This is a genomic window from bacterium (genome assembly GCA_037128595.1).
Classification (GTDB): domain Bacteria; phylum Verrucomicrobiota; class Kiritimatiellia; order CAIKKV01; family CAITUY01; genus JAABPW01.
This window is the reverse complement of the sequence record JBAXWB010000012.1, coordinates 90,018-108,719: the sequence shown is the minus strand read 5'-3', so window position 1 is coordinate 108,719 and position 18,702 is coordinate 90,018. Positions and strand designations below refer to the sequence as shown.

Genomic DNA, 18,702 nt, shown 5'->3' with positions numbered 1-18,702 from the left:
GAGGTGTGGTTGGGTTGGTAATCATGATGCCCAATGAAGGTCGAGCTTCTTCTCTTGATCCACGCAATCCCGCAGGTACAGGTTGATCAGGTGCTGGTATGGAATGCCGGTGCGCTTGGCCATGCCTTTGAAGTACCCAATAATGTCAGTTCCCATCCGGATTGTGACTTGTTTCTTGAGCCGAGAGGCATAGGGATTCTTACGACTCTTCATTTTCGACAGATCATATTCGGCTTTCATAATTTCTCCCATGGATAATGTTTTTGTTCGTTCTTGGTTGCGGCACGTGCTGAAATAATCCTGATGACGCCCCCTTCCTCCCGATGGCAGTGGCAGACCATTATCAGGCGAAGTTTGGCGCTCACGCCAAGAACAAGAAAACGATCTTCCCAGTCGGAATGCTCATCATCAAAGAATTCAACACCACGATCATCAAAGAACACTGAGCGAGCTTCTTCAAACGAGACACCATGCTTGCGCTGGTTCTCGCGGTTTTTGCGCTCGTCCCATTGAAACGTGATCTCATCCATAACGACAATGTAATTACAATGTGGGTTTGCGTCAAGCGCAGACAAACATCCTTATTTCCTTTGCCCAATGTTGCGACTCACCAGTTGTTAATAGGAATAGCCGGACTCCTTCACCAACGGATTCTTGACACTCCCACCGCCTTTACCCATGATCGCCTTTCATGACTGTGCGACTGTGGGCTCACAACAACCGGCAACGGGGAGGTGTTTATGTTTGATGAACCTTTTTTCTTCATCGTCCTCACCCTTCTTGCCATTTACATCCTCGTTCAGCTGCGAAAAATCAAGAATAGCATTGCCGATCTGAATCGCCTGGAAGATCGACTTCTGGATATCCAGCGGGAACTGCGACATCCCGTTACGCCACTGGAAAAACCTGCCATCATTCCCGTGAACGCACCCCCGCCTCCCCCGCTCCCTGTGAGCCTGGCGAACCACAAACAATCCCCCAACGACGGCTCGGCAGGGACGCCTCGCCCTACCGGAATACAGAAGATGTCTCAAGGCCAGGCGACGCCTCCCCCCGCTCCTTCTCCTGCCTGGGTCCAGTCAGCCAAAGACATCCTGAACCGCATCTGGCAGTGGATCCTGGTGGGCGAGGAATACCGGCCCAAAGGCGTGACCATAGAATATGCCGTGGCGACCACCTGGCTGATGCGGGTGGGTATTGTGGCCCTCGTCTCCTGTGCCGGCTATTTCCTGAAGTGGTCGCTGGACAATAACCTCATGGGCCCAACCACCCGTGTAGCGATGAGCATTCTCTTTGGCGTCGCCATGCTGGGCGGCGGCATCCGCCTGCTGGGAAACCGCTGGAACATCCTGGGCCAGGGCTTCGTCGGGGGCGGATTGGCCACCCTCTATTTCAGCATGTACGCGCTTGGCCCGCTCTATCACCTGCTGGACTCCTTGGTTCTGGTCTTCGCCCTGATGATTCTGATCACGGTCGCGGCCGGCATACTGGCCCTTTACGCCGACTCCCTGCTGATTGCCATTTTCGGCATTATCGGCGGCTTTTGCACCCCCATCCTCCTCAGCACCGGGGTCCCCAACTTTCCCGCCCTGTTCAGCTATCTTCTCCTGCTGAACCTCGGCATTCTCGGCATCGCCCAGGCCCGTCAATGGCGCCTGCTGAATTATCTGGGGTTCGTATTCACCTACGCCATCTATATCGGGTCACTCAGCCAGTACAAAGCCACCGACTTCCCTGTCGCTATCATATTCCTGTCGCTATTTTTTATCGCGCACTCCACCCTGGTATTTCTCCATAACCTGCGCCGCTCCATTCCCGCATCCCTCCTCGAAATTCTCCATCTGGTTCTCAACGCCGGTCTTTACTCCTGGTTTGCCTATGGCCTCATCCTCAACGCCTACGGACGGCCCTACCCCGCACTCATGACCCTGGCCGTCGCCCTCTACTATGTCCTGCATGTGGCGGCCTTCATTCAACTCAAGTCCACCGATCGCCGCCTGCTGGTGGCACTGATCGCCCTGGCCGGCTTCTATACCACGCTGACGATGCCCCTGGTCATGGAGCAGGAGTCCCTGACCTTCGCCTGGGCGTTGCAGGCCTTTATGTTCCTCTGGCTTGGCCGCCGGCTCGATAGCGCCTTTCTGCGTCAGCTGGCTTATCTGGTGTACGCCCTCACCCTGATGCGCGTGGCCGTATTTGAATTCCCCCGTTTTGATTTCGCCAGCGCCACCCCGCCCGATATGACCGCCTACTGGAAAGCGCTGACCACCCGCCTTTGGACCTTTGGCGGTGTCATCGGCTCCATTGGGGCCGCCTTCTTCCTTGAACTCCGCCAGTCCGTCAACTCCACCGGAGCCGCCGCAACACCCCTACCCGACACCCCGGATATTGCGCCCGCCTCCTTCACCCATCGCCTCTTTTTCTGGGGTGCCGTGGCCGTGGTGTTCCTGTACCTCCACAGCGAACTGTACATGATGTTCAGCTTTTTCACGCCCTGGCGGCCAGCCATGCTGACTGGCCTCTGGTGTGCCATGGCGCTGGGCTTCCTGCTGCTTTACCGGTCGGCTCAAACCACGTCTTTTTTCGTGGGCCTGATCTTCTTTGCCGCCGGGGCCATTGCCAAAACCCTCTTGGTGGATATGCCCGGTTGGCAACTTTGTGACCATGGCTATTTCAATATGTCCTACACGCCCTTCCTGGCCCTGATGCGGTGGCTGGACTTTATCTCCGTCCTCGCCCTCCTGGGCGCGGGCGCGGCCCTGCTTTACCGACAGGGGACCCGAACCGTCATACCGGCCCTCTTCGGCTACACCGCGATCGCCCTGCTCTGGCTCTTCCTGACCACCGAACTCTACAGCCTGTTGCACTGGAAACTCCGTGACTTTGAGGCGGGCGGCATCTCGGTGCTCTGGACGCTTTTCGCCTTCAGCTTCATCACCTGCGGCATCTGGAAACGCATCCGCGCCATCCGGATTACCGGCCTTGTTCTCTTTACCATCGTCGCCCTCAAGGTCTTCATGGTCGACCTGGCCCACATGCCCACCCTCTACCGCGTCATCGCCCTGATGATTATCGGCGTGCTGCTATTACTTGGATCATTCGCCTATCTTCGTGCCAGCAAGGGATTTACCCATGAGGAGACACCATGATTAACACGTTAAGCATCCGTTTTCTGCTGCTCATTACAACCCTGACACTGCCCCTGATGGGCGCCTCGCCCAATGGCTTTAAGCAATTCAAACCCCTTCAACCGCCGACCGGCCCCTCTACGGGGATCGGATCATTCACCCTTGATGATGAACTGTTCGACGCCCTTGACGCCCCGTTCTCCAATCTTCGCCTCTTCGATACCAGCGGACGCGAGACCCCGTTCCTGATACGACTCAAGGTCCCCCTGCGCACGGTCGAAAGCGTTCACCCCTTCGCCCCCGCAAAAATTGAATCATTCCGGACGCTTGAGAACAACCGGATCGAACTGGTGGTAGGGCGGGATCCGAAACAGCCACCCGTAGCGGCGATCCAATTCGAATCCGGCATCAGGAATTTCGAAAAGCTCGTCACCGTCTCCGGCAGTATGGATCGCGAGCGCTGGACGCTCCTCGCGACGAACGAACCGATTTACGATTACTCCCGCTTTGTGGATGTCAGGCGCGACCAGGTTCCAGTCACCAGCGGTAATTTATCCTGGTTCCGGATTGAAGTCTCAAATATCACCGAGAACAAGGATTCCCCGCTCGTTGAGATCATCCGCCAAACCCGCGGCAGCCAGGTGGCCAACGAGACCGAAGCCACCTCGTTCCGCCGGGAACCTTTCCGGATGGATCGGATCCTCTTCCTCGAGCGCCACACCTCCGTCGTATCAGGCGAGCCGGAGACCCGGGAGCGCGATCTCATCGCCTGGACGGCCAGTCAGGATCTCCCCAAACAGCAAACCCTCCTCACGTTTTCCACCCCCCGGGAACCCCTGGCCGCCCTGATCCTGAAAACCGACGAAGCCAACTTCTCTCGGATCGTTACCCTTGAAGGACGCGTCACGGAACAGGAAACCTGGCAAACGCTGGCGAACGGCCGGATCACCCGCATCTGCGCCGGACTGATCCAGCAGGACCACATGACCCTCACCCTCCCTCATGAATATCGTGGCCGCCACTTCCGCTTAATCATACAGAACCAGGATAACCCGCCTCTCAGCTTTACCGGATTGCGCGTCCGCCACCATGCTTACGAAGGGCTCTTCTTCCCCAAACCCGGAACGACTTATCAGGTCTTTTTTGGAGGCGAGACGATTCCCGCGCCCAGTTATGATGTCGCCACGGTGCTCGCTCAAATTCCGACGGGATCAGGCGCACCGTGGACGATGGGAGCGGCGCAACCCAATCCATCATTTCAAAAACAGCGCACCGCCTGGGTCTCCGGCAAAACCCTGCTGACCCTCGCCCTCATCCTCATGATTGGTATCCTCGTGCCCGTCATTATTGCCCTCGCCCGCAAAATCCCATAATTCTGCCCGCGCCCTACCGGTCAATCAGCACGTCACCCTCACTCAGGACAATCGGTGTCATGACGATGCCCAGTTCCGTCTCAAAGCGACGGACCAGCCGGAGATCCCGGTCGCTGAGCAGGGAAATCGCACACCCCTTGGCGCCCGCGCGGGCGGTACGTCCCACCCGGTGCACATAGGCCTTGCTGTCGCTGGGCATGTCCAGGTTGAAGATATGCGTGACGCCCTTGATATCCAAGCCCCGGGCGGCCACGTCGGAGGCAATCATCACGGTCACGCGGTCACCCCGGAAATCATCCATCGCTTTTTTCCGCTCGTCCTTGGTGAACGCACCATGCAAATCGGCCACCTTGATTTTGTGATGTGCCAACTTGGAGGCAATGACCTCGGCATTTTCATTACGATGGACAAACACCAGTGAGCGCGCCGGATTCATGGCCCGGATCAGCTTGCGCAGCCAGTCCGGTTTTTCGCGCTCCTCACAGACCAGATACAGGTGTTCTATATCCGCATTCACCCGCGCCGAACCCGCCCGGACCATCACCAACTCGGGAGCCATGAGCGTGGCCTCACGGGTGGCTTCCGTCTGCTCGGTGGCCGATACAAAGACCAGCTGCCGGTTGGGGGGCGTGAATTTCACAATCGCCCGGACTGACGCCAGGCTTTCCGCGCTCAGCAACCGGTCGGCCTCATCCAGCACCACACTCTTGATCAAGCCGGTTTTCACCTTGTTCAGCGTGATCATTTCCCGGATACGGCCCGGGGAGCCAATCACGACCTGGGGCTTTTTCTTGAGCTTATCAACCTGCCGCTGCATCTGGGTGCCCCCGATCAGGAGCACCGACCGGATGGGCAGTCCGGAATTGACGGCCAGGGCACCGGCCTGCCGCTGAATCTGAATCGCCAATTCATGGGTTGGAACCACCACAATCATCTGGGTGGCCGCCAGCTGGGGATCGAGCTTCTGGAACAGCGGCAACAGGTAGGCCAGCGTCTTACCGGTTCCGGTTTCAGAGTTGAGATAGGCGCTTTTTCCCGCCAGCAGCACCGGCAGGGCTTCCACCTGGATGGGCATGGGGTCGCTGATCTTCTCGGCCGTCAATGCCGTCACCAACGACGGCTGTAATCCCAGTTCGGTGAATGTCATAGTCATACCTTTCGAAACTTACGTTGAGCCATAGTACGCGCCGCGTAGTGGTTTTGACAGAGCAAAACCCTCCACTTCATTTAATGGAGGGTTTTGCTCTGTCAAAACCGATGTTCAGGCCTCACCAGCGGAAGTTCAGATAGCCGTCAAGGGTCGCGCGATCGTAGATGGGGCCCTGCTGATACTGGACATCCCCACCGAGATTGAGGCGCGGGGTAAGCCAGTAGACGCCTGCCACTTTCCCGCCAATCACATACCGCCAGGCCGTGTTACGCTCCATCGCATACCCCGCCTGTCCGCTCAGCTGCGCCCCCCACTTAACGCCGGTACCCTGCAGGGCGGCATAGAGCTGGTGCTGCTGCAGCTCGGTCGGCGACCAATACTCCGGCACGTCGGTCGTGCTGTCGGCAAACCGTCCCGCATACCCCACGCCCAGATAGGGCGTCTCCTTGAGACGCCGGATCAAGCGCACATTGCCCCACCAGGTGTTATTCCCGTCACTCCGCTCGGTCAGGGAGAGATCGGCAAAACAATCCCAGAAGTCCAGCAGGCGGGAATAAGTCTCCACCCCTTCGCGGTGCGAGGTGATGCCCGCGCGCAAGGCCTCAACGGTCTCCATCATTTCCATCCGGCTGATGAGATTCACATACCCCTTGAGCCAGGGATTCGGCAACCGCAGGCGGGCCCGCCACCCGGTTTCATCCGGAAGGGTATCCATCATCCACTCCTGAAAACCGGCCTCCAGCCAGACCTCAGGCGCGACATAGGCCAGGAATCCCAGATCGGCCGACGTGGCCCGCTCATGACCCAGTCCTTGCTGCTCCCAGTTATGACGTCCCATCTCCGCCTCCCAGCGCAGCCAATCTTTAACCGGGCCTTCGCCGCTGAGGCTGGTTTCCCAATAACTCCGATGTTCGTTATCCCACCAGGCGGTAGCATCCAGCCGGGCGGTCGGGCGCCGCATATTGGTCACTTTTTCTAAAAGGGCCAGAGGCCGCGGATCACCCGCCGGCGCCAGCTTGACCGCCTCCCGCGATTTCTCAAGGGCCTGGGCCAGATCCCCTTCAATCGCCGCATTCGCGCCCTGATTGAAGGTCACCTCAAAGGGATTTGCCCCCGCCTCTGCGGCTTTCCGGAACCAATAGGCGGCTATTTCACTCTGACCGTGCCAGTAATACAACTTGGCCAACTCCAGCCGGGCACGCACGACCGAATTGCCCTGCAGGATGTGACTTTCCAGATCCGCCGTTCCCCAAGCAGGCGGCACCGCCTTGGCAGGTAACCGTAGGGGATCCGCGGGGCCTGAGATAAACCCGTTGTCATCCCGGCAAACGGCCGTGGCAAACGACCGGCCGACCGCATTCGAAATCACGGCGAGTGAGGCCGGGTCGGTATCCAGTGACAACTGGCCGTAATCGCCGCCCGGATAATAAAACAGGGGGGCCTTGCCAACGCCCGCACTTGCGGCGGCACCCGATAGGATCCCGGTCACTCGATCCGTCATGGCCTCCAGGGATTCCGGCGCGCCATTGATCACGATGCGATGCGTAAGCGGATTGCCCTTCACCCCGTCCGCCCGAACCACCTCCGGGACCAGAGCCGGACAGGTCACCCCCATCCGCCACCGTCCGGTCTGTCGCAACTCGGCCAGGCGCTGAGGGGAGGTCATGCGCGGCAGCGCCGTCTTTAGTCCACGCGGATCCACCACCATCACCGCCGACGCGTTATATTTTTTAAGAGACGCATCCACCGCCTCCACAACGGCATGATCGGGCTGGACCAGAATGACCATCACGGTTTTCTCCCGACGGGACCCGGTCGGCATTTCGGTGACAAAGTGGTAGTCATTGGAGGCCAGGCAGGCAATATGTGAATCGATCTGGGCCGCCGTATTCCGCCCGGGGTAGTCATAGACCGTCGTATCCCCATAGAGCAACAAGGCGGTCACCGCATTTTCATCCCGTTTCGCCAAGGGTTCCAAAATCCTTATCGCACGCCAAAAGGCGTCCGCCTCAGCCAGGGTCATCGCATAGCGGCGAAGGGCCATGTCATCCCACGGTCGAGCCGTGGCCAGCCGTTCGGCATAAGGAATGGCCTGCCGGGGTCGCCTTGCCACCAGTTCCTGATCACGAAGGAACACCAGGCTGGGCGCCAACAGGGGATTCCGACCCAACAGCTCCTGATGTCTGGCCATCGCTTCCTCCTCGCGACCACAGGCGGCCAAGGCGCGCCCCAACAATAAGGCCTGTGACGTGGACCCGGGGTCATCCAGGACAGTCGCTTGAGCGGCGGCCACCGTGGCGGTGGGCGCGCCAACCGTCTCAATCGCCTCCAGACTTTCAGCCAGACCCCGCCGCAACTGAACCGAGTCGGCAAACTTCAGGCCTTCCTGAGCCTTCCGGGCAACCTCTGCGGGTCGCCCTAATGCCGCCAGAATCTGGGCGAGTGATTCATAGCCCAACACCGTCGGATTACGCACAATAATCTTGTCCAATGTCTCGACGGCTTCGCTCCCTTTACCGGTGCGATATTGTGTCATGGCCAATTCCGTAGCGTAGTAAGGGACATCTGGCATCGCGAGATGAAGGAACTCCCATACCTCGAGCGCCTTTTGATCCTCTCCCAGATCAGTCCACATCATCGCCAACGTATCGCGCAGTGTCGCATTCCCCTCATCCACTCGCAGCGCCATCCATTCGGCCTCTCGCCGGGCCCGCTCAAAATCCCCCTGCCTGACGCTGCAATCAAACAGGTATTTATGGATATCCGCCTGCCCAGGTTCGGCCTCCACACTGGCCTGATACGCGGTGATGGCCGCCGGGAGATCGCCCCGCATTTCAGCCAGTTTTCCCGCCACACCAGACTGGACGGCCACCGCCGTCGCATGGTCCTGCAAGTTACTCAACAGCCGCCCGCCCCAGTTCGCGTCATTCAGCCGCTGGGTTAAATTCCACGCGATCGTCCAAGTCAACCGGTTGGGATCCCGCCTCATTCCTTTTTCGTATAAGTTCAACGCTTCCACCAAATGGGCCCGATCCGTCTCATCACGCCCAAATGAAAAATACAGATCCGTCACACGTGCCGCTTGATCGGGCCGGTTCACCAAGGCGTCCGCCAACGAATCGAGCGCCTCAACCGACCCGGGAATGCCGGAGCAGATGCGCAGGGCATCTACCACCAGTGCAATATCAGCCGGTGCCGCCGTGGCCACACAGGACGCAATAAAGGCCGTGAAATACTGGGGCGTCCCGGACACCAGGCCATTCAGGGCGCGGGCAGATCCCAGATAGAGCCCTGTCCATTCCCGATCCCCGCCAGTCGCCCAAACACGGGCCAGAAATGGCTCCGCCGCCTTGGTGCGCCCGCCCTTAAAAAAGTCCATCCCGGTAGCCAGCGGGGTCGTCTTCGGTAGCCACTGCTCATGCTTCTCCAGCGCCAGGTCCTTGTAGCCTTCCTCAGCCATTCTCCCCACCACCTGCCGGACAAACCGTTCGCGATCGGCCACGCCTATCCCGAGAGCTTTTTCCCAGGTTTCACAGGCATTCGTCCGGTCCCCGGAGCCCCACAGAGTCCAACCCAGTTCCTGATAGGCGTTCACATTGCCGGCCTTGAGGCTGATGGCTTTCTCCAGCGCCGCTCGTGATTCGCCATACTGCTGACGGCGCCCTTGTACTATCCCGAACTGCAGCCAGGCCTCGGCATTTTCCGAATCATTCGTCACCGCCAGACCCGCCATCGCACTGGCGGCCTCCAGCTCATTCTCAGCCATCAGCGCCTTCGACTTCCGGATCAACAAGGTTCGGTCGAGTTTAACGGCCCGGGGCACATCCCCGACCTCAAACCAGAACTCAGCCAACTCGTTCTGGGCCTGCCCCGCCACTCCATCCCCCATCTTCTCGATCGTTTTAAGCTCGCGTCGTGACTCGTCGAGCTTGCCGGCGGCCAGGAGATCCCGCACCAGAAACAACCTGACCATCCATTGATCCGGCAACTCCGACAAGCTCTTCCGATAGCCCTGGATGGCCGCTTCGAAATCTCCCTGGTAATGGGAAATGCGGGCCGTCATTCCGTCCCTGACCCCGGGCGTCAGCACACGGGGAAGCCAGGCGCTGAGACTGGCGCTCGCCACGCTGGGGGCGGCGGTCCGGTCTTCCAACAGACACCAGTCCGCCCAACTGACCCGGTTCGGATCGAGGCTCAAAGTCTGCCGGTATAAATACAGCGCCGTCACCCCGTCGCTCCGGCGCCGCGCGGTCGCGGCCGCTTTTTCAAAACGATCGGCCAGGGCCACGCGTTTTTCCAATTCCGCCGGATAACGGGTTTCAAGCTGCCTCCAGATGTCAGTCATCGCGGCATCCACTTTCAGGGAGAGCACACAGTCCCATAATAATTCGGCCTGATCATCTGCCAGGACCGGCGGCGCCTGATCAAGGGCCAGCTTCAGGCACTCATTGACACGCTTCCACTTCCCTCGCCGGCTGTCAACATAGGCCTGATAAATCGCCACGCCGTCACGATTGTCCCCGGCCTCCCAGGCCGCCTCCAAAAAGGGTGCGGCCGCCAAACGCCGACCGCTCTTATACAGCGTGATTCCTAATTCGCTCAGGGAATAGCCGGGCTTCCAGGCTTTGAACAATTCCAGGGCTTTCGCCTCAGCCCCTGTCTCGGCCAATTGACAAAGCACACGGCGGATCAGGGCATCCCGATCCCCTACATTGGCCTGGACCAGCAGGTCCAGACTGGCCAGTGCTTTCTCGCGATCATCATTCCAAAGCAGCCAGGCCAGTTCCCGATTGATGACAGGGTCCCGGGGCGCAATCAGCAACGCCGTTCGAAATGCCTGGGCGGCCGCATTGGTCTCGCCGCCCTGTAACCGGAGGGTCCCCAGCAATTTCCAACCATCCGCATAACCGGAGTCCCTCGCGACGGCAGCTTCAGCCAGGGCGCGGGCCTTGGCCTTGTCACCCGCCGCCATGGCATCCCGGCCTACCTGAACCATTCTCACCACAGACCATTGGGCCATATCAGGCGTAAAGGCCACTTCGGCCAACCCGGAGCGAGCACTGACGAACACTGCCGCAACTATTGTGAATCCCAACTTTTTCATGGATTCTTTCCTTCTTCTGGCCACTCCATCATGCGATCCGCCCGCGGAACGCGGCGAATCACCCGCTCATCACGCACCACTAACTGGGAGGGGGGATGTCGCCGCAAAAACTCATCAGCCACCCGCATGACATTCGTTCCCGTCATATCCAGCCACACATGATCCGTCTGATTCGTCACAGAAAGCGGCATCTGCTCGCCGTATTTCAGCCGGTGCATAATACGGAAACCCTGGGCCCGCAAAGGCTCTATCCAATCGGTCTGAGCGTTGGCGACCACAAACCCCTTGATAAACGGGCGCAAATCCTGGCGGCCCAATTGAGCGACCATGGAGGCCACCTGGGCTTCAGGTGCGGCCCCATTGGTGGCCGTCGACAGAATCGGCCAGACCTCGGCGCCTTCCGAAACGGCTTGAATGCAGTCCAGACATTGCTGAGCCAGCACCCCCTCGCCAGGCGCAGGAAACGGGCAGATATAATCGGTAATCACTGCCCGCTGGTCGAGAGGAAGCTTCATCCAGGAGTCCACCACCACTCCCTGCCGGTGCAACGGCTTCACCTTCAGATCGAATAGCGATACCGCCCCCCCGCGCGCCTCAAAGCCAATCGAGCCGGAGGCGAAGGGGGGGGCCAACGGAACCGGACCAAAGGCAGGCACATCATTCACGATCAACCAGGACCGAAGGCCTTTTACCGTCCAGTCCAAACGGACCACCTCCCCCGTCGGAGTGGGCGCTGTTTTAATGGTCACCGGCACGCCGTTACGAGGTTCCTGCAACCGGATGTCCTTGTCATCCATCGACAGGCGCAGGCAGTCTCCGGGACTCATCAGGCGCGCATAGCAGACGGTAATGGCGTGCGGCGCACGTTTCACGGAAAAGGAAATCCGGGCATCCGTCCAGAGGTCGCTCCCCCGGAGCTTCGCCGTATCCTCATCATTCAACTTCAACGCATCACCCGCAACCCGGGCGCTCCCGGACAGGGTCCAGCGGTCCCTTAACCCGACGCCCACCATCTGATCCGTCATCGGCAGGGCACGCCTGAGCGCCGTCAAAACCTGTGCGGCCGTCCAGTCCCCGTTCACCCGGAGCCGGGTCAATGCATAGGGATTCCGGCCGGGCGGATTAAAGGGGTCGGACGCCAACACAAAGGCCATCCGGTGATGGTTGTTCACGCAGGAATAATTAACCTCACCCGCCAGCGGATCGCCCCCCGCACGACGCCCATTATCCGCGTAAGGATACACATAGGCCGTCACCGCGCTCCCATTCAGTTTCGACAAGGCCAGCGCCGAGGCACTGTAATCCTGCTCCAGCCTCGCCCGGAACTCATCATCCGCCTCAAGGCGCTTTTCCCGGGAGATCCATTTGCGGGTACTCAGAAAGTGGTCCTTGCGCCCGTCGGCCGTCTCCAGCAGTTCAACCGCCTGATGCCCCATATTGGCAATTTCCCACTGAGGCAGGGCAATGATTTTGCGGATATCGCCGCGCTTGAGACATGACTCATCCCACCCCTCCATGGACGCGGTTGGCACACATAACGTGGCCCGCATCCCGAACTTCCGCAGCACGGGGTGGGCCCGAATAAAGGTTTCTTTCCGGGCTCCCTCGAAAAGAATAAGAAGCGCCTTCTCGGGCAGAGGGGCACGCCCCTCCAGAAAGGCCAGCGCATCCTCGGTGGTAATCGTGCGATACCCGGCCATCTGCAAGGCCTCCATGTGCGAAAGCAAGGTCGCGGAAGAGGGATAGATGGTCTTTTCATCACGGGTGACTCCGGCATAGGAAATCACCATGAACCCATCCCAGTTGGACCAGACCTCATGCTTGTAATCCAACGGCGGCGAAGGACGGAACGTGACCCAGAGGATCGCCGCCACCAGCCCTGCAAATGCCAGCCATTGCAGAAAATTAATCACTCGCTTCATGCGTCATCCCCTAATTTCGCGTTCCCCACAACGTGCGGGAGAAGGTCAGCACCGCCCAGGGCAACTGCCAGATCAGAACAAACATATAGTAAAAACAGAAGAGGATCCCATAGAACCAGATGCGGGACCGCTTCAGGAAGAGATACGTACAACTCATCAGGCAGCTCATCAGGAACACCCCCATGATGTAAATGAAGGGCGAGCGATGCTGAACCAGCGGGACATACACCAGGGACCGCAGCACGATGAAGGGCCCCAGCAGCGGCAGCAGGAAACCGAGGTAGAACGAAATGGACATCAAGGGCGGCCGACGCCACATAAACCCGCATGCCCGCAGGGTCTCACGGAACCAGGAGCGCTTCCAGCGCATCTGCTGGCGCAGGAAGGTGCTGTGATCATCCGGAACAATCGTCGTGGTGATCGCATCATCCGCATATACCACCTTGAGTCCCCGCATCAGCAGGGAATTGGTCAGGCTGCGGTCATCCCCGAACGTGGCGGGCTGCCCGAAAAAGGTCTGATTCAGCCACTCTTCGCGCACGGCCATAAACAGGTCTTTACGATACGCCGCCAGGGGACCCGACAGGCAGGTCACTGAATCAAAAACGCTTTCAGCCGCCTTCATCACTTTGAAAGCCACGTAATACCGCACCGCCTGCATGCGGGTGAGGGTGTTGGTCCAGACATTCTCCACATCACAATGCCCGGTGACCGCCGCTACCTCCGGATCATCAAACGGTTTCATCAGGTTCTTCAAGGCGTCCGGTGCCAGGAAACTGTCGGAATCAATGAACACCAGGAAATCACCGGTCGCGCGCTCGGCACCGGCCGACATGCCATGCCGCTTCCCGAGCGATTTGGCATGGGTAATGACCTCCACTTCGGGATATTTGATGCGGGCCTCGTCAATGGACTTCTCCGTCCCGTCCGTGCTGCCATCGTTGATCACGATAAACTGAAGCAGGTCCACAGGATAGGCCGACTCCATCACTTGGGCGATCATGCGCCCCACATGCTCGCGCTCATTAAAGACCGGCGCGATCACGGTGATTTTCGGCAACACCTTCAACGGCTTGTGTCGCCGGTAAAACGCCGCGAATATAAACCGGGTGACCAGATAACTTGCCACCAGAATGCTGTAGAGGAAAATCGGCACATCCAACCAGAACAGGTACAGGTTCTCATATTTCATGAGCACCACCAGACCGATCACAAAAATGAAAGCCATCACCGCGCTCCAGCGCAGCCGGGCCCAGGTGGTCCGCGCCAACCGGACGCCCAATGACTCTTCAAACTCAATGCCGTATTTGTTGCCTGCGGGATGCCGGAACCTCACGGTGGCGTTGCATTTCCATTCGCCTTGCACAAATTGCTCAGGCATCACTCCGGGCGGAACACGGAATTCAACTGTCACGTCGGACACCCTATCGGGAATCTCAAGGCCCTCCAGCATCACGCCGCCCTCGGAGATGTCTAGTACCGTGGCGGTCATTACCTGAGGCGCCCCTGTTTCGGGCGTGTAACTTACGGTCACTGGAAAAGAGGCCAAATAACGCCGGTATTGACGCCGGTCACTGGCATTACTCCGGGATAAATTGCGCCGCCTCCGGTCGAATCTCGAAACGGGATAGTCACTTCCATCACTATCACCTTTTTTTATCTCATCCATGGTTGCACCCAAGACTATAAACTCTACCCACCCCGTCAGGAGTGGGTAACATATCTCCAACACAGATATATTGCCAGCCATTTGATGCTTCTGCAACAAATAAGACTAATTTTATCCTTTTTATTAAATTTATCGTGAATTAACTTGCACCGCTGGCACTCTGAAAAGTAATTATCCTCCTCATGACACAACGCCTCGTTCTAAGCCGACTCTGGCAACTCGTTTCTGCAGCTATCATCACCGGATATCTGGGAGGGTGCACGGCGCCAACCCCTTCCGCGCCAACCACAGCGCCAAAAATCAGGATGCCACCACCCCAAATTGCCCTTGCGCCCAGGGTCCAGCCAGTACTGATTATTAAGCCTACCACTTCAGTAGTCATTACCTCCGAACGCAGTTATGCCGAAAAGGTTACAGACCGTCTGAAGGGCTGGATTGAGGGGACGGGCCTCCCTGTGGCGCTTATAACCGACGACCTGTTTGCCGCCGGCAAGCACCCCGAGTCGCGCGTGGCCATTCTGCCTTATAATTCCACCCTCACCGCCAGGGAGCTTCTGGCCTGTCGCCGGTTTGTTGAGAGCGGGGGAAAACTGATCGTTCTCTTTTCAGCAGACCCCGGCCTTGCCGCCCTGATGGGATTCCGGCTGGGGCCCTCCATGCGGGCGCCCGGGGCTGACTCCTGGAGCGCGTTCCGTTTCATCGATAACGCCCTCCCCTCCGCGCCCGCCCGGATTGAGCAAACGTCACTCACTCTCCATCCCGCCTACCCCGCCGGACCCGACTCACAGGTGATTGCCTGGTGGGAAAGCGCTTCCGGACACCTCCCTCGTGAGCCTGCCTGGCTGCAATCAAGCCGGGGTTTCTGGATGTCACATATCCTTCTTGAAGGCGATGTCCCGGCAAAGAAACGGCTTCTCATCAGCCTGCTCGGCGCCTGTGACCCCGCTTTGTGGAAAGCCGCCGCCGCCCATGCCGTCAACCAGGCCGGACAACTGGGAAAATACCCGAACGCCACCTCTGCCATGGAGTCGATCCGGACGCTTGCCCGGAACAACGGAACAAGCCAGACGGCTGAACCGCTGCTCGGCCGCGCCGAAACACTCCTGCGCGAGCTTTCGCATGACTATGAGACCGGCAACTACGCGAAGGCCATCCAGTCCTCCTCTCTGCTGGACACCACCCTGACGGAGGCCTACGCGTCCATCCAGTCCTCCCAAAACAATGAATTCAGGGGGGTGTGGAATCACTCGGGTACAGGCTTTGCCCCCGGATCATGGGAACCGACCTGCCAGGCACTCGCCCGCGCCGGCATGACGGCGGTTCTGCCCCACGTTCAGCGCCCCTGGTGCGCGCATTACCCCAGCCGCCTGACTGCGGCCTCGGATGTCCTGACCCGCTACGGCGATCAAATGGCCGCCTGTTGCGACGCGGCCCGGCGCCACGGCCTGGCCGTTCACGCCTGGGTGATTCTCTGGAATCTGGAAGGGGCACCGGATGAAACCATTGCGCCTTACCGGAAGGCCGGGCGCTTGCAAGTCTCTGCCGCGGGGGCCACCATTCCCTGGCTCTGTCCCTCCCACCCCGCCAACCGGGCTTTCGAGTTGTCATTGATCAAGGAACTGGCCACCCGCTACCCCCAGCTCGACGGAATCCACCTCGACTATGCGCGCTTCAAGTCACAGGACTACTGCTACTGCAGCGGCTGCCGGAGCCGTTTCACCCAGGCGACAGGCATCCCGATCAGCCGTTGGCCTGCCGATGTCCGCGGCGGCAGCAAGCAAGCGGCCTACCGGCAATGGCGTCGCGATCTGCTCACCCGCTTCGTAGCGGACGTGCATCAGGAACTGGGGCGGCTTGATCCGAAAATGAAATTATCCGCCTCCGTCTACCCGATCTACCCCGGGGTACGCGAATCCATTGCCCAGGACTGGGGCACCTGGCTCAAGCTGGGCTTACTGGATTTCGTATGCCCCATGAGCTATACCTCCAACCCTCACACCTTCATCGAGTGGTATCGCAAGCAAATCGCCGCTCCGGGAGTCAAAGGCAAGGTGTATCCGGGAATTGGCGTCACCTCCATGGAATGTCGGCTCACGGCGGTTGAGACCATCAGCCAAATCAGCGGGCTGCGCCAGGAGGGGGCCACAGGGTTTACGCTCTTTGAGGCCAACCCCACCCTGAAAAATGATATCCTCCCGTACCTGCAGATGGGAACGACCAAGTAACTGATTGCTTTGACCGCGTCGCCCTTCTGCGCTATTTTTTCAGATCGCATGAACGAATCCGGCTCGAACTATACAACTGAATTGCTTGTGGTCACCGTCTGTCATGGACTGCTGATCGGGGCCCTGCTGGCCATTTCCTTCATTCACGGGTGCAGCAATCCCGTGTCGGATATCAGCTCCCCCATGGAACTGATCGTGGAAGCCCCGCCCAGTGACTCAAGCCCCATCCCCACCGAGCTCGCCCCACAACCGCCGCAGAAAACCCCGGAGAAAGTGCCGGAGAAACAGGTCGAAGAAAAAAAGGATGATACCCCCCCCGACCCGGATGAAGTGGCCATCCTGAAGCCCAAAGCGAAGGATAAGGAAAAAAAGAAACCGGACGTCAAGCCAGTGGAGCCGAAAAAAGCAGAAAGCAAAACCTCCAAAATCAAAGTCAGCGACAAGGTCGTGAAACGGCCACTCCCCAACGGCAAGGGCAAGCTCACCGCCGAAGAGGTGCGTAAACTGCTCGATCGCGGGGCAAAAATCGGCAAAAAATCCACGCTTTCCGAGGCCGACATGCGGCGTCTGCTGAATAGCGACAGCCGCTTTGGCGAAGGCTCGGCCGTGACGCAGGAATTTATTGTCCTGGATATGGTCCGCCAGGCCATGTATCGCGCCTGGAATCAGCCCACGGATATTGGGATTGCCGGTCTGGTCACCCGCGTGGAACTGACCTTCAATCCCGATGGCACCATCGTGGGGAGCCGGATCATCAGCAGCTCCGGCAACAAAACCATGGATGCCTCCGTCCTGCGCGCCGTTGAATCCGTCCACCGCGTCTCGGGACTACCCTCAGGTTATCTTTCCTCTCATCGCCGTATCCCGGTTGCGTTTGAATTGACAGGAAACAATTGAAGGAGATAATGCGCCGCTTATGAAAACATGTTTATTCGTTTCACTTCTCGCCCTGTCCCTGGTTTCAGCCGTCTCCGCCCAGGAGGTCCGGGTGGTCAAAACCTCGGGTTCCAAAACCAGTCTGGACGTCACCGCCTTCGGCGCCGCCGGGGCCAATGGGTTTGTATTCCGGCAGACCCTAACGGCGGATCTTGACCACTGCGGCTGGTTCTCCATGGTCCGCCCCGCCTCGTTCACGGTCACGGGCTCGTGCCATGACAATGCCGGCACCCTCACCGTGGACTGCCAGGTCTTTAACGCCCTGAAGTCCAGCGTGGTATTGAGTAAAACCTATACGGACGCCTCGCCAAACGCCCGGAAGCTGGCCCATAAGGTCGCGGACGACATCATCATGGCCATCAAGGGATTTCGCGGCATCTGTTCGGGCCGGATCGCGATGATCGGAACGGCCACTGGCAACAAAGAACTTTACCTCTGCGATGCGGATGGCGGCAATCTGCGCCAGCTCACTCATGACAAATCCATCAGCATGGCCCCGCGCTGGGCACCTGACGGCTCTAAAATCGTCTACACCTCATTCCTGAAAGGGTTTGCGGATATCTATATGATTGAGATGCCCTCCGGAAAACGCTCGGTGGTTGCCAGCAGTCCGGGAATCAACATGGCCGGGGCGATCTCACCCGGTGGCGGTGAAATGCTCATGGTCTTATCCAAAGACGGCAATCCGGAAGTCTACTCGAAGTCGTTCAGCAGCGGCCAACTGCTCCGCCTGACCCGTACCCCCAGGGCGGGCGAAGCCAGCCCCACCTGGTCGCCTGATGGCTCTCAGATCGCCTATGTCTCCGACATGGCCGGAGCGGGCTCCCCCCAGCTCTATGTCATGGATCGCAGCGGGACCAGCCGGCGGCTGACGTCGCGGGGCAAGGAAAATGTCGATCCCGACTGGGGCGCGAACAACCAGATCGCCTTCAGCAGCCGGCGCAACGGGCTCTATTCCATATTCATGATCAACCCCGCCACCATGCAGGAGCAGCAAGTCAGCCCCTCGGACGGCAATTACGAGGATCCCTCGTGGGCCTCTGATGGGCGACACCTCGTCTGCAGCAAGCGGGAAGGCGGTGGAACACGGATATATCTCCTTGACACCATGGGAGATACCCCCGTATGTTTGACGCCATATGGTGGAAGTTGGTCTGCACCTTCGTGGTGTGCGAAGTAACCCATTTGACTGATT

At 59.0% G+C, this 18,702-nt stretch carries 11 protein-coding genes; 5 read left to right on the top strand and 6 right to left on the bottom strand.

The features are described 5' to 3' along the window. Positions 1–21: 21 nt before the first annotated feature. Both WCS52_09365 and WCS52_09360 read right to left on the bottom strand, forming a co-directional pair. Complete coding sequence (locus WCS52_09365) at positions 22–240, bottom strand: CopG family antitoxin (protein MEI6167391.1); 219 nt, start codon at positions 238–240, stop codon at positions 22–24. Continuing rightward, on the bottom strand, positions 237–530 hold the full coding sequence (locus WCS52_09360; GenBank protein MEI6167390.1) for a BrnT family toxin: 294 nt from the start codon (positions 528–530) through the stop codon (positions 237–239). Before WCS52_09360 ends, WCS52_09365 begins: the two co-directional genes overlap by 4 nt. Before the next feature lie 210 nt (positions 531–740). Between WCS52_09360 and WCS52_09355 the strand changes: the two genes are divergently transcribed. Further along, a complete protein-coding gene (locus WCS52_09355; protein MEI6167389.1) occupies positions 741–3,149 on the top strand; it encodes a DUF2339 domain-containing protein in 2,409 nt (802 codons plus the stop codon). Further along, positions 3,146–4,501 (top strand): DUF3999 family protein, encoded by a 1,356-nt coding sequence (locus tag WCS52_09350; protein MEI6167388.1) that lies wholly within the window; start codon positions 3,146–3,148, stop codon positions 4,499–4,501. The genes WCS52_09355 and WCS52_09350 overlap by 4 nt, the downstream gene beginning before the upstream one ends. A 13-nt stretch (positions 4,502–4,514) precedes the next feature. On the opposite strand, the gene WCS52_09345 is transcribed toward WCS52_09350, so the two are convergent. The 4 genes from WCS52_09345 to WCS52_09330 form a co-directional block, all read right to left on the bottom strand. Further along, complete coding sequence (locus tag WCS52_09345) at positions 4,515–5,648, bottom strand: DEAD/DEAH box helicase (protein MEI6167387.1); 1,134 nt, start codon at positions 5,646–5,648, stop codon at positions 4,515–4,517. A 121-nt stretch (positions 5,649–5,769) separates the two neighbouring features. Then, the gene (locus WCS52_09340; protein MEI6167386.1) at positions 5,770–10,755 is read right to left on the bottom strand and encodes a tetratricopeptide repeat protein; all 4,986 of its coding nucleotides are present in this window, start codon (positions 10,753–10,755) and stop codon (positions 5,770–5,772) included. Next, positions 10,752–12,677: a hypothetical protein gene (locus WCS52_09335; protein ID MEI6167385.1), complete on the bottom strand. Its 1,926-nt coding sequence runs from the start codon at positions 12,675–12,677 to the stop codon at positions 10,752–10,754. Before WCS52_09335 ends, WCS52_09340 begins: the two co-directional genes overlap by 4 nt. A 10-nt stretch (positions 12,678–12,687) precedes the next feature. Continuing rightward, positions 12,688–14,346: a glycosyltransferase gene (locus WCS52_09330; protein MEI6167384.1), complete on the bottom strand. Its 1,659-nt coding sequence runs from the start codon at positions 14,344–14,346 to the stop codon at positions 12,688–12,690. Positions 14,347–14,651: 305 nt separating this feature from the next. Between WCS52_09330 and WCS52_09325 the strand changes: the two genes are divergently transcribed. From WCS52_09325 to WCS52_09315, 3 genes are read left to right on the top strand one after another with little or no spacing between them, the layout of a single operon-like run. Beyond that, positions 14,652–16,571 carry a family 10 glycosylhydrolase gene (locus WCS52_09325; GenBank protein MEI6167383.1) on the top strand — a complete coding sequence of 640 codons (1,920 nt, stop codon included), beginning with the start codon at positions 14,652–14,654 and terminating at the stop codon, positions 16,569–16,571. A 48-nt stretch (positions 16,572–16,619) separates the two neighbouring features. Then, positions 16,620–17,468, top strand: a complete 849-nt coding sequence (locus WCS52_09320; GenBank protein ID MEI6167382.1) for a TonB family protein — start codon at positions 16,620–16,622, stop codon at positions 17,466–17,468. A 19-nt stretch (positions 17,469–17,487) separates the two neighbouring features. Further along, positions 17,488–18,687, top strand: a complete 1,200-nt coding sequence (locus WCS52_09315; GenBank protein ID MEI6167381.1) for a hypothetical protein — start codon at positions 17,488–17,490, stop codon at positions 18,685–18,687. Positions 18,688–18,702: the final 15 nt, after the last annotated feature.

Coding starts and splice junctions, on each gene's coding strand:
- WCS52_09365 (MEI6167391.1), bottom strand. CDS start 240: ATGAAAGCCGAATATGATCTGTCGAAAATGAAGAGTCGTAAGAATCCC.
- WCS52_09360 (MEI6167390.1), bottom strand. CDS start 530: ATGGATGAGATCACGTTTCAATGGGACGAGCGCAAAAACCGCGAGAAC.
- WCS52_09355 (MEI6167389.1), top strand. CDS start 741: ATGTTTGATGAACCTTTTTTCTTCATCGTCCTCACCCTTCTTGCCATT.
- WCS52_09350 (MEI6167388.1), top strand. CDS start 3,146: ATGATTAACACGTTAAGCATCCGTTTTCTGCTGCTCATTACAACCCTG.
- WCS52_09345 (MEI6167387.1), bottom strand. CDS start 5,648: ATGACATTCACCGAACTGGGATTACAGCCGTCGTTGGTGACGGCATTG.
- WCS52_09340 (MEI6167386.1), bottom strand. CDS start 10,755: ATGAAAAAGTTGGGATTCACAATAGTTGCGGCAGTGTTCGTCAGTGCT.
- WCS52_09335 (MEI6167385.1), bottom strand. CDS start 12,677: ATGAAGCGAGTGATTAATTTTCTGCAATGGCTGGCATTTGCAGGGCTG.
- WCS52_09330 (MEI6167384.1), bottom strand. CDS start 14,346: ATGGATGAGATAAAAAAAGGTGATAGTGATGGAAGTGACTATCCCGTT.
- WCS52_09325 (MEI6167383.1), top strand. CDS start 14,652: ATGCCACCACCCCAAATTGCCCTTGCGCCCAGGGTCCAGCCAGTACTG.
- WCS52_09320 (MEI6167382.1), top strand. CDS start 16,620: ATGAACGAATCCGGCTCGAACTATACAACTGAATTGCTTGTGGTCACC.
- WCS52_09315 (MEI6167381.1), top strand. CDS start 17,488: ATGAAAACATGTTTATTCGTTTCACTTCTCGCCCTGTCCCTGGTTTCA.